This window comes from Streptomyces incarnatus (genome assembly GCF_001027185.1).
In the GTDB taxonomy this organism is placed as follows: Bacteria; Actinomycetota; Actinomycetes; order Streptomycetales; family Streptomycetaceae; genus Streptomyces; species Streptomyces puniciscabiei.
On record NZ_CP011497.1, the window covers coordinates 3,454,261 to 3,466,972 of the forward strand.

The following is a 12,712-nucleotide window of genomic DNA, read 5'->3' on the forward strand; positions in this document are numbered from 1 at the left end:
GACCTGGCCGGGCACGGTCGGCACCGGCGGCGCGGGCGGGGCCGGGGGCCTGGCCGCCTCCCGGAGCAGCTCCCGAACCCGGTCCGCCCCGGGCCGGTGTGCGGGGTCCTTGTGGAGCAGCCCGTTGATGGCCTCGGCCAGCGGGCCGGAGGCGGACGCGGGGGCGGCCGGGGTGGAGTTGAGGACCGACTGCAGGGTGGCCGGGGTGTTGCTGCGGCGGAACGGCGAGACGCCCTCCGTGGCCGTGTAGAGCAGCACGCCCAGGGACCACAGGTCGCTCGCCGGGCCGGGCCGCTGCCCCAGCACCCGCTCCGGCGCGATGTACTCGGGCGAGCCGACGAAGCCGCCGGTGTCCGTGAGCCGCGTGTCGCCCTCGATCTGCGCGATCCCGAAGTCCGTGAGGACCACCCGGTCGTGCCGGCCGAGCAGGACGTTGTCGGGCTTGACGTCGCGGTGCAGGACGCCCGCCGCGTGCGCCGCCTGCAGCGCCCCGAGCACCTCCAGGCCGATCCGGGCGGCCTCGCGCGCGTCGAGTGTGCCCTCGCGCAGGACGTCGCCGAGGCTGCGGCCGCGCACCAGCTCCATCACGATCCAGGGCCGGCCCTCGACGACCGCGACGTCATGGACGTTCACCACCGCCGGGTGGTCGAGACGGGCCGCCGCGCGAGCCTCGCGGTGCATGCGCTCGAAGGCGTTGGCGCGTTCCCGTTCGGGAAGGTGGTCCGGTACGCGCGGCTCCTTGACGGCGACCTCCCGGTCCACCGCCTCGTCCTTGGCCCGCCACACGGTGCCCATCCCGCCATGGCCCAGCCTGCCGAGCAGCCGGTACCGGCCGGCGACGAGCCGCCCGGTACCGGTCTCCTGCCGGTCCCGTTGCTGTGCCGGGACCGGGTGCGGTCGCGCGTCCGGCTGCGGCGGTCGCAGAACAAAACTCGTCGTGTCGTCGGTCCCGTGGCCGACTCCCCCGTCACTGCTCATGCCTCATCCCTATCGCGCCACCCGCGCCCACAGCCACAGGGACGGCGAACCGGTCACACACCCGTGACCGAGCGGCCGTTCAGGACCCCGCCCGGAAGGTGTCCACCGCCACGTCGAAGTACTCCCGCGCCTCCCGCACCTTGCCGACCGGCGCCGACACCCACACGTCGTACATCCGCCCGGCCTCCTCCCAGCACAGGTCGTAGGTGTGGCGCGGCCCCTCCGCCGCGCTGAAGCCGTTCCAGGTGAACTCCCAGAGCGCCGCCGGGTGTCCGTCGTGGCTCGTGGAGGTGACCCGGCCGTCGTGGTAACCGGGGTTGGTGGACGGTCCGTTGGCGGCCGACCGGTTCATCACGGCCTGCGGGCCGCCCGGTTGGGGGTCGGCGACCTTGATGCCGAGGCGGAAGGTGTCGCCCGGTGAGAGGTAGAAGACGCGCTCGCCCTGCGGACTGCGGGTGAAGTCATCCGGTACGGCGAGGGAGAAGCCGGCCGGATCCCGGGCCGTGCGGTATCCGGAGGGCGCGGTGCGCGAGCCCGCCGAGGCCGTCGGGATGGTCCCGCTGGGCGACGGGCCGGTCCCGCTGGGCGACGGGCCGGGGGAAGCGGGCGTCGGGGACGGGGACGGCCGCGCGGAGTGGCTCGTGCCGGTCCCGGTCGCCGGGGAGGTCGCCGTACCGCCGGGGCTGCCGCCGCCGTGCCCGCTCCCGTGCAGCAGCAGCGCCGCCGCCGACACCCCGGCCCCCGCCAGCGCGGCGACGAGCAGCGCCGCGACCAGCACCCCGCGCGTGGACGTGCGCGCCGCGGGCTCCGCCGCCGTCCCGGAGACGGTGGGCGGCGACGGGGGTCCGCCGTGCGGGAGGTCCTGCTGGGTCGGCGTGTATCCCGCGCCGCCTTCGGGGGTACGCCTTTCGTCCGCACCGGACCACGCCGCACGCCCCGAAGCCGCGTCCGCCCCCGGGGCACGCGCCCCGGCCGCATCGGCCGTACGATCCTGGGCCGCGCCGGATCCCGGCGTACGGCCATGGTCCGCACCGGATGCCGCCGTACGCCCTTGGGCCTCATCGGATTCCGACGGCCGGCCCCCCGCCGCCCCGGACCCCGGCGTGCGGCTCCCCACCGGCCCGGACCCCGGCAGACGGCTCCCCGCCGCCCGGGATCTCTGCGGCCGGTTCCCCGGCGCCCCCGGCCTCGGTGTCCGGCCCCCGCCGATCCGGTGTCCCCGCCCGGAGGCGGGCGCGCCGGGCGTGCCCGGTGCCTCCGGGGTCCGGCCCGTCTCCAGGAACGTCCGCAGCATCTGCTCGGCATCGGCCGCGCCGAGCCGCCGGTCGGGGTCGCGTTCCAGCAGCCCCCGTACGACCGGCAGCAGCGGCTCGGCCTCGGCGGGTGGCCGGATCTCGGCGGCGACCACGGCGTGCAGGATGCCGCCGAGCGAGTCGCGCCGGAACGGTGACTCGCCGCTGAGCACCGTGCACAACAGCGCGCCCAGTGACCACAGGTCGGACTCCGGGCCGGTGCGCAGCCCCGACATCCGCTCCGGGGCGGTGTACTCGGGGGAGCCGACGAAGGAGCCGGTCTCGGTGAGCGTGGTGGCGCCCGCGACCTGCGCGATGCCGAAGTCGGTCAGCACGACCCGGCCGGTGTCCGACTCGATCAGCACGTTCGCGGGTTTGATGTCCCGGTGCAGCACCCCGGCCTCGTGCGCGGTGCGGATCGCGCCGAGCAGGGCGATGCCGATCCGCGCGGCCTCGGCGGCGTCGACCGGGCCGTCCCGGGCGATCCGGTCGGCGAGCGAACCGCCCTCGATCAACTCCATGACCAGGTACGGCCGTTCGTCCTGCTCCACGACGTCGTGCACGACGATGACGTGCGGATGCCGCAGCTGGGCGACCGCTCGCGCCTCACGGAACGTGCGGTCCCGGCGGCGCCGTGCGTCGCCCTCGGCGAGCGAGTCGTCCGGGAGGAGTTCCTTGACCGCGACACGCCGGCCCAGCACCTGGTCCACGGCCCGCCACACGACGCCCATGCCGCCGCGCCCGATGCGTGCCTCCAGACGGTAACGGCCGGCGATCACACGGAAGACGTCCCCCTCGGTCCCCATGCGCCCCATCATGCCGCATCGGACGGACCCCTTCCGGGACGGCGACCGGCCAAGTATGCGACCGCTTCGGCCAGTTCGACGGGCCGACAGGCGACCGCGTGGTGAGAGATCAACCCTCCTGGAAGCCCCGCAGGATCCAGTCGAACTGCTTGCTGGTGGTGGCCCAGTCGTCGGCCGGCGAGGCCGCGTAGAGGGCGTACTCGGTGCCGTTGCCCTCCATGTACGCGACGTCGATCGCGTGGTAGGGCCCAGGGAAGTAGTGCGGCGGGTCCTTGGCCAGCGCGTTCCACGTGTACTCCCAGCGGACGCCCGGCTGGTCGCGGAAGAGCTCGTCCTTGAGGCTCAGCTTCTTGTAGTCCTGCAGCCGCCGTGAGACCCGCTGATCCAGGTTGCTCATGTGCTCGTACGAGGTGCGGAAGTCCGGTGCGGTGTCGACGGCGACCCGCACGAGGTGCTTGCCCTTGTCGGGAGAGTAGTCGACCTGCCGCAGGCCGTCCTGGTCGATGGAGACGGACCGCTTCCACCCCTTGGGCAGGGAGATGCTGAAGCCCACCGGGTCGTGGTGCTGCTCCCAGCCGACCGGCAGGGTCCCGGCGCCGCCCGGCGTGGCGCTGCCGCTCGCGGAGGGCGAGTCCGTGGCCGGACCCGCGCCCGTGCCCGACCCGGTGTGCTGCTGCATGCCGCCCCACTCCTGGAAGGCGACCGCCGCGCCGCCGCCGAGTACCGCCGCGGCGGCGACGACGAGGGCGAGGGTGCGCAGCCGGCGGCGGGGCCGGGGCCGTACCGGCGCCGGACCCCGCGGCGTGGGCGCCACGGCCGTCGGTCCGGTCATGGAACGGCCCGGACCCCCCGGTGCTCCGGGGCCGTGGACGGTCCCCGTGGCGCCGGAGCCGGAGGCGGGGCCGTAGCCGGAGGTGGAGCCGGAGCCGGAAGTGGGGCCGTAGCCGGAGGTGGAGCCGGAGCCGGAAGTGGGGCCGTAGCCGGAAGTGGGGCCCGTGGGGCTGTAACCCGAGGTGCTCGGCCCGCCGGTGTGCAGGCCCGAGCCCTGGGTCGGGATGAAGGCCTGGGCCGTGTGCGGGCGGCGGCCCTCCGCCGCCTCGGCGAGCATCTGCTCCGCCTCCTCCGCGCTCGGCCGGCGCTCCGGTTCCTTGCGCAGCAGGGCGGCTATGACGGGGCCGAGCGCACCGGCGTGGCGCGGCTCGTCGGCCTCCTCCTCCACGACCGCCTGCATGGTGCCCAGCGGTGACGTGCGGCGGAACGGTGAACGGCCCTCGACCGCCGTGTACAGCGTGGCCCCCAGCGCCCACAGGTCCGAGGCCGGGCCGGGGTCCTGGCCGCGCACCCGCTCGGGCGCGAGATAGTCGACCGAGCCGACGACCTCGCCGGTGCGGGTGATGGTCGAGTCGCCCTCTATCTGCGCGATGCCGAAGTCGGTGAGCAGCACCCGGCCGTCCCGGCCGAGGAGGACGTTGCCGGGCTTGACGTCCCGGTGCAGCACCCCGGCGGAGTGCGCGGCGCGCAGCGCCCGCAGCACCCACAGCCCGATCCGGGCGGCCTCCGCGGGCTCCACCCGCCCCCGCTCCTTGACCGCGTCGGCCAGCGAGTTGCCCTCGACCAGCTCCATGACGATCCACGGGCGGCCGTCGTGTTCGAGCACGTCGTGCACGGTGACGACGGCGGAGTGGTTGATGCGCGCCGCGGCGCGGGCCTCGGCCCGGGTGCGGGCGAGCAGCACGGCCCGATCGCTGTCGGAGACGTAGAGCGCGGCGGTCAACTCCTTGACGGCGACCGTCCGGTGCAACACCTCGTCGTGGGCGCGCCACACCCGGCCCATGCCGCCGCTGCCGATGGAATCGGCGAGCCGGTAGCGGCCCGCTATCAGCAGGCCCTGCATCTGATTCACGTTGCCCCGCAATGCTCTTGACAGGGTCAGACTAAGGACCGGTCAACCAACTGGGAACAAGCGGGGTGCCAAGGTGACAGCACTGTGACGGTTGTCGCCGCCGGAATCGGCCCGGATCGGTCAACCGGTATACGGGGCGCTCAACCCGTGTAGCGGTACGTCGCCGTGGCCTGCTCGTACAGCCGCGTGACCGCGTCCCGCTGGGACTCCGGGCCACGGACCTGGATGATGTGGTAGCGGCCGTTCAGCAGGATCGCCATGTTGCGCACGAACAGGTCGCGGCCCTGGCCGTCGGTCCAGGTGAACTGGCCCTCGGCCATGGTCCGCCCGCCCACCTCGATGGTTCTCAGGCCGGTGGCCGTGGCCCAGCTGGAGTCGCGGTACGGCTGGAGCTCGCTCTCCTTGTCCCGCTGGTAGGTCATCGGGTCACTGCCGTAGGCGGCGGCGCTGTCCCGGCCAGGCACGAGGATCAGCTCGAAGTTCCCGTGCGCGTAGACCACCTGGCCGCTGCCGTTCTTCGGGGTGCGGTCCCAGCCCTGGGCGACGGCGACCTGGAATCCCTCGGGATCCCTGCGCAGCGTGAAGCCGTCGGCGGCGGACGCATCGCCGCCGGTCTGCGGCTCGGTGGCGGGCGCGGACGCGGAGGGGCTGCCGCCCTGCTCCGAGGGGGACGGCCCGGTGGCCGAGGGCGCGGTACTGACCTCCCCGGCGTTTCCGGTGCGGTCCGGGCTGCCCGTGGCCCCGCTCGCCCCCTGCTTGGGCATGAACAGCATCGCGTACGCGATGGCGCCGGCCAGCAGGAGAAGGATCAGCAGGAGCAGGGTCCGGCCGAGACTGCGCGGCGAACGCACCTCCTCCCGGGCCCGGCCTCTCTTGTGCCGGCCGTGCGGATGAACCTCGGGGAGTCCGGCACGCCGCCTGCGCAACCGCACGAGTTCGCCGCGGCGCCGCACGACCGGCAGCCGGCTCGGGTCGGCGGGCGGCACGGGTACGACATGGGTACCGGCGTCCGGCTCGGGCGCGGAGCGCACCAGCGAGCGGAGCCAGCCGTTCAGCTCCTCGAAGTCCAGGCGCTCGGTGGGGTCCTGGCGCAGCAGCGACTCCACGACCGGCCGGAGCGGCCCGCACTCCTCCGCGAACGCCGGCGGCTCCGCACACACCAGCTGCACCAGCTCGGCCGTCGACTCCTCCGGATACGGCGCGTGCCCCTGCACCGCCCGGAACAACAGCGCGCCCAGCGCCCACAGATCGGTCGCCGGCCCGATCGGCGCCGCCAGCTGCCAGTTCTCGTGCACGGGCCCCGCCTGCTCCGGCGCCCACCGCTCGGTCACCGGCCCGACGACAGTCATCCGCACCTGCCGCGCCCGCTCAGCCGCCAACGCACTCCCGGGCCCCCGCCGGACACCGGCCGCTCCCGGCTCGTTCCAGCGGGAGTGGCCGGGGTCCGCACCGGTCCCGGGGCCGACGACGGGGGCGGTGGCGTACGGCGGCAGGGCCGGCCGGGTGCCGTAGGGAGGCAGCTCGGAGCCGTGGTGGCCGGGGGCGGCGCCGGCCCCGGTGGCGGCCGGGCCGGTGGCGTGCGCCGACAGGGACGGACCAGTGCCGTAGGGGGGCAGCTCTGAGCCTTGGCGGCCGGGGGTGGTGGGGTCCGGGGCTGGGGATTGGGCCGGTACGGACGGGGGGCCGTGGCGCGGGTCGGTCGAGGGGAGCCCGGGGCGCTGCGGGGCGCCGCTCAGGGCCGAGGCGCCGCCGGAGGCGGGGCACGGTGAGGCGCCGTGCCAGGGGGCGCCCTGTACTCCGTAGGGGTCGGCGATCCGTCCGGGCGGGGTCGCGGCGCCCGGACCGCCGGAGTACGGCGACTGCGGCGTGCCGTCGGCCCGGGCGGCACCGGTGTCGCCCTCGGCGGGCGGCCGCGCCCCGGGCAGGGCGGGGCGCCCGCTGTCCCGGGCCTCCTGCACCCGTGCGGCGGCCCGGGCACCCGCACGGTACGCGGCGATGGCCCCGGCGCGGGCGGCACGGATGTCCGCGCCGTTCTCCAGGGGCCGTTGCCCCGTCTGCCCCGCCGGGCCGGGCACACCGGTCCCGCCGGACACCCCGTTCGCCCCCGGCGCCGCCAGTCCTCCGGCCGCCCGTGCCTGGATCGCGGCCCGGCGCGCGACCTCGGGATCGACGTCCGGGGAAGGCACCCCGCCCGCTCCGGCCGCCCCGGCCACACCGCTCGGCCGGTCACCGGAACCGCCGGAGCCACCGGAGCCGGAGGAATCCCCGCGGGCCCCGGTGAAGAAGTCCCCGCCCGGACCCCGGCCCGCTCCCAGCCCGCCCGGCCCCGGAGGCACATCCAGGCCGGCGCCCGGGCCCAGGGGCCCAGCAGGTCCACTGCCCGCGTCCAGAGGCACAGCAGGGCCACCGCCCGGCCCAAGAGGCACAGCAGGGCCACCGCCCGGCCCAAGAGGCACAGCAGAGCCAGCACCCGGCCCCAGATGGGCAGCAGGGCCAGCACCCGCCCCCGGATGGGCAGCAAGGCCACCGTCCGGCCTCAGAGGCCCAGCAGGTCCACCGCCCGCCCCCGGATGGGCAGCAGGGCCAGCACCCGCCCCCGGAGGAACGCCGCCCCGGTCGCCGTCGGCCCGCCTCGCGGGACCCGCGCCCGGCCCGGCCGCCTCCGTCGCCGCGCTCCCGGCGGCCCCCTCTTCCAGCCCTTCCTGGCGCGGTACCGGGTCGTACCCGCACAACGCCTCCTCCGCCGCGCCGACGGCCAGGCCGGTCAGCATCACGCGGCCGTCGTCGCAGACGAGCACCGTGCGGGCGGTGATGTTGCGGTGCACCCAGCCATGGCCGTGCAGCACCCGGAGCGCCATGAGCACGTCGGCCGCGACCTCGGCCGCCCGGTACGGCGACAGCGGCTGCTCGGCGAGCAGCGCGGCCAGCGGGCGCGCGGCCACCAGCTCGCTGACGATCCACAGCGAACCACCCTCGGCGAACACGTCGAAGACCTGGTCGAGGCGCGGATGGTCGGGGATGCGGGCCGCCGCCTGCGCGGCCTCCACGGCGCGCCGCACGGCCGGGTCGGCGGGCCGCCGGGTGGCGGCCCGGGTGTCCGCCGTCCGCCGGCCCCCGGAACCGCCCCCAGCACGGGCCCCGGCCCCGCGCTCACGTGCGGTGAAGCCCTCGGGCAGTCCCTCCGCGTCGAGCACCTCGGCCTCGACGACCTCCGGCAACGGCACCTGACGGACGAGCACTTCCTGGCCGCTGTAGGTGTCGAAGGCGCGGGTCTCGGTGAGTTCGTACTCGTCGGAGGGCGGCAACGGCAGGCGGTAGCGGTCGGCGAGCACCCGACCCGCGTAGTCGTCCACACTGCCTCCCCCGGCCGCCCGGTCGGTCACATCCGTTCGCCTCACGACCCGTTTCGCACACACTTCCGGCTGCGTACGGTCCGCAACCATTCACGATACGTGCCGTAGGCAACCCGCACCGAGTGGATGACGGATTCTCACGCCCCAAACCGGCGCCCGGCGTCTACGACTTGGGCGCGAAGGACGCCGTGAGCGTCTTCCACGTGTCCTTGCGCAGCGCGCTGTCCCAGTTCGCGGCCTTCGCGGTGTACATCATCCCGTACCCGAGACGGCCGTTGACCACGAAGCCGCGGTCGATCGCACGGTATTTGGTGCCGCCGTCGACGTAGGTGAACTCCCAGTCGGCCGTGTTCCAACCGCGGTAGCCCACCTTCTCGATGCGGATACGCTGGTACTGGGACCGGATCATCGCGTGTTCCTGGTTCTCCCAGTCGGCCACCGGGTCGCTCTTGGGACTGCCGGTCCAGCCGATGAGCAGCTTCTGCCCGTCGGGACCGGTGTAGCGGTCGCCCGCGTCACCGGTGGACTGGTACTTCCACCCCTTGGGCAGCCCGATCGAGTACCCCTGGCCGCCCTTGCGGGTCGACACCACCGGTGCGCTCCCGCCGCCCTTGGCACCGGACGCACCGGAGGAGCCGTCCGAACCGGAGCCGTCGGTGGACGCGCTCGCGTCGACGGCGGCGCCCGAGGTGGCACCGGTGCCGCCCGACGACGAGTTCGCGGCGCCCGTCCGCCCGCTGCCCGTGCCCTTGCCGCTCTTGTCCTGCTTGGTGGACGCACTGGCGCTCGCCGCCGCCCCGGCCCCGCTGCTCTTGCCGTCCTTGTCGTCGCCGCTCAGGGCGAAGGCCAGGACGGTGCCGAGGACGGCGAGGAGCACGGCCACCGCGATGATCACCAGCGTGCGCTTGGGCACCACGTCGGTCAGCGGCGCCCTCGGCACCGGCCGCGGCGGCAGGTCCAGGTCCGGCGGCGGCACCACGGGCCAGCCCGAACTCGGCTTGTTCGCGCTGGAGTTCGGCACTCCTGAGGCACCGGAGGCGCCGACGGCAGGACCCGTCTGTCTCCCGGCGGATTCGGCGCCGGCCCCACCGGGGGAAGCCGGTCGCGCCCCGGTGGAGGAGGCGGGTCGCGCTCCGCCGGGGGAGGCGGGTCGCGCTCCGCCGGGGGAGGCTGGTCGCGCTCCGCCCTTGGCGGCGGGACGTGCCCCGCCGGCGGTGGCACCGCCCGCGCCCGTGGCTTCACCGGCACCCGGCGCGGCCGTGTCGCCGCCGCTCTTCGTCCGGGCGGCCGCGGCCGCCGTGGCCGCACCGGCCGCCTTGCGCACCGAACGCAGCGCGCCGCGCAGCTTCTCCCCGGCCTCCTCGCTCCGCCTGCCCTCGGACGCGCCCGGCCGCGGCGGCAGCGGCACCACCCGCGTGGCGTCCATCGGCTCGGGTTCGGGCGCGTGGATCACGGCGTTGAGCATGGCCCGGGCGCCCGCGTCGTCGAGCCGCTTGGCCGGGTCCTTGGTGAGCAGGCCGTAGAGGACGTCCCGCAGCGGGCCCGCGTTCTTGGGCTCCTCCAGCGGCTCGGTCATCACCGCGGTGAGCGTGGCGATCGCCGACCCCTTGTCGTACGGGGGCACGCCCTCGACCGCCGCGTACAGCAGGCCGCCGAGCGACCACAGGTCGGCCGCCGGGCCCGGCTTGTGGCCGCGGGCCCGCTCCGGAGAGATGTAGGAGGGGGCGCCGACGAGCATGCCGGTGGAGGTGATGGACGGGTCGCCCTCGACCTGTGCGATACCGAAGTCGGTGAGCACGACCCGGCCGTCCTCGGCGATGAGCACGTTCGACGGCTTCACGTCCCGGTGCAGGATGCCCTCGCGGTGCGCGGAGCGCAGCACGTCGAGGATGGCGAGCCCCACCTCGGCGGCGCGCTTCGGCTCCAGCAGGCCGTCCTCGCGGATGACCTCGGCGAGGGACTTGCCCTCCACCAACTCCATGACGATCCAGGGCCGGTCGTCCTCGTCGACCACGTCGTAGACCGTCACCGCGCTGTTGTTGCGGATCCGGGCGATCGCCTTGGCCTCGCGCAGGGTGCGCGTGATCAGGCGCCGCTTCTCCTCCTCGTCGATGTTCGACGGGAACCGCAGCTCCTTGACGGCGACCGTCCGGCCCAGGGTCTCGTCCTCGGCGCGCCAGACGGTGCCCATCCCGCCCCGGCCCAGCACGTCTCCCAGCCGGTACCGCCCGGCGAGGAGACGACGCTCGCTCTTGTCCCGACGAGTCCCCTGACGAGAAGTTCCCGCCCGCTCCGCCTCCGACATGCGTCCCCTCGATACAACCCGCCCTGACAGAGCCTCCATTGTCTCTCACCCGACAAGTGCCACGTGCCCAGGGTGCCCCTCGCCGGGCGGGGCCAACCTGCCGGAAGCCGGGCGAAGTACGCGTTCCGCTCGCGGGAGTGACGGTGCGTTCGGCCATCGGCACGCACGGCTGCCCCACGGCTGCCCGAAAGGACCGGGGCGGGGCCTCCTCAGCCGAGCGGAACGATGTCCGGTGCGCCCAGCCGCGCCGCGTCCGCCGTCTGGTCGTCGGGCTGGAGCTGGGACTCGCGCTCGGCCTCCACCCGCTTCTCGTAGTGCTCGACCTCGCGCTCGATCTGGTCCTTGTCCCAGCCGAGGACCGGTGCCATCAGCTCGGCCGCCTCACGGGCACTGCGGGTGCCCCGGTCAAAGGTCTCGATGGAGATGCGGGTGCGGCGGGTGAGGACGTCGTCCAGGTGCCGGGCGCCCTCGTGCGAGGCGGCGTACACCACCTCGGCGCGCAGATAGTCCTCGGCGCCCTGCAGGGGCCGGCCCAGGGAGGGGTCGGCGGCGACGAGGTCCAGCAGCTCCTCGGCCAGGGAGCCGTACCGGTTCAGCAGATGTTCCACGCGGGCCACGTGCAGCCCGGTGCGGGCGGCGATCCGGGCGCGCGCGTTCCACAGCGCCTGGTACCCCTCCGCGCCCAGCAGCGGGGTCTCCTCCGTCACGCAGTCGGCGACCCGCATGTCCAGGCCGTGCACCGCCGCGTCGACCGCGTCCTTCGCCATCACGCGGTAGGTGGTGTACTTGCCGCCGGCCACGACCACGAGTCCCGGCACCGGATGGGCGACCGTGTGCTCGCGGGACAGCTTGCTGGTGGCGTCGGACTCGCCGGCGAGCAGCGGACGCAGACCGGCGTACACGCCCTGCACGTCGTCGCGGCCGAGCGGCACCGCGAGCACCGAGTTGACGTGCTCCAGCAGGTAGTCGATGTCGGCGCTGGACGCGGCCGGATGGGCCTTGTCGAGGTTCCAGTCGGTGTCGGTGGTGCCGACGATCCAGTGCCGGCCCCAGGGGATGACGAAGAGGACGGACTTCTCGGTGCGCAGGATCAGGCCGGTGGTGGAGTGGATGCGGTCCTTGGGCACGACCAGGTGGATGCCCTTGGAGGCGCGGACGTGGAACTGGCCCCGCTCCCCCACCATGGCCTGCGTGTCGTCGGTCCACACCCCGGTCGCGTTGACGATCTGCTTGGCGCGGATCTCGTACTCCCCGCCGCCCTCCACGTCCTTCACCCGGGCGCCCACCACCCGCTCGCCCTCGCGCAGGAACCCGGTCACGCGCGCGCGGTTGGCCGCCTTCGCGCCGTAGGACGCCGCCGTGCGCACCAGCGTGGCCACGAAGCGGGCGTCGTCCATCTGGGCGTCGTAGTACTGCAGGGCGCCGACCAGGGCGTCCTTCCTCAGGCAGGGGGCGACGCGCAGGGCGTGACGGTGGCTCAGGTGACGGTGCACGGGCAAGCCCCTGCCGTGGCCGCGGGCCATGGACATCGCGTCGTAGAGCGCGACGCCCGAGCCGGCGTAGAGCCGCTCCCAGCCCTTGTGCTGCAGCGGGTACAGGAACGGCACCGGCTTGACCAGGTGGGGTGCGAGCCGCTCCAGGAGAAGTCCGCGCTCCTTCAGCGCTTCCCGTACGAGGGCGAAGTCGAGCATCTCCAGATAGCGCAGGCCGCCGTGGATGAGCTTGCTGGACCGGCTGGAGGTGCCGGACGCCCAGTCGCGGGCCTCGACCAGGCCGGTGGACAGGCCGCGCGTGACGGCGTCCAGCGCGGTACCCGCGCCGACCACTCCGGCACCGATCACCAGCACGTCCAGCTCCCGCTCCGCCATCGCCGCCAGTGCCTCGGCGCGCTGCGTCGGCCCCAGAGTCGCTGTCCTCACGCTGCCTCCCGCTGTCGCAGACTCGCTCGCGTCGGCCGCACCCGGTGGGCGAAGCCCGGTTCATCCCCTCCTCATGCCCAAATTCTGACCGGGTTGCCCGACTTCAGCCACCACGGGTTCCCAACCTGTGGACAACTCGAGCACAACCCTTGCAAG

Annotated in this window: 6 protein-coding genes; all 6 read right to left on the bottom strand. The window is 74.7% G+C overall.

The window, feature by feature from the left end; genetic code table 11:
* Positions 1 to 978: serine/threonine-protein kinase (locus ABB07_RS40840; RefSeq protein ID WP_244189370.1), on the bottom strand; the 978-nt coding region annotated here is incomplete at its 3' end.
* Positions 979 to 1,057: 79 nt separating this feature from the next.
* The gene (locus ABB07_RS15270) at positions 1,058 to 3,076 is read right to left on the bottom strand and encodes a serine/threonine-protein kinase (protein WP_208899239.1); all 2,019 of its coding nucleotides are present in this window, start codon (positions 3,074 to 3,076) and stop codon (positions 1,058 to 1,060) included.
* 109 nt (positions 3,077 to 3,185) lie between these two features.
* Entirely contained in the window at positions 3,186 to 4,970 is a 1,785-nt protein-coding gene (locus ABB07_RS15275) for a serine/threonine-protein kinase (RefSeq protein ID WP_208899240.1), read from the bottom strand.
* A 149-nt stretch (positions 4,971 to 5,119) separates the two neighbouring features.
* Positions 5,120 to 8,332: a protein kinase gene (locus ABB07_RS15280; RefSeq protein ID WP_244189371.1), complete on the bottom strand. Its 3,213-nt coding sequence runs from the start codon at positions 8,330 to 8,332 to the stop codon at positions 5,120 to 5,122.
* Positions 8,333 to 8,495: 163 nt separating this feature from the next.
* Complete coding sequence (locus ABB07_RS15285) at positions 8,496 to 10,637, bottom strand: protein kinase domain-containing protein (RefSeq protein WP_208899242.1); 2,142 nt, start codon at positions 10,635 to 10,637, stop codon at positions 8,496 to 8,498.
* A gap of 209 nt (positions 10,638 to 10,846) precedes the next feature.
* Positions 10,847 to 12,556 carry a glycerol-3-phosphate dehydrogenase/oxidase gene (locus tag ABB07_RS15290; protein WP_208899243.1) on the bottom strand — a complete coding sequence of 570 codons (1,710 nt, stop codon included), beginning with the start codon at positions 12,554 to 12,556 and terminating at the stop codon, positions 10,847 to 10,849.
* Positions 12,557 to 12,712 lie beyond the last annotated feature (156 nt).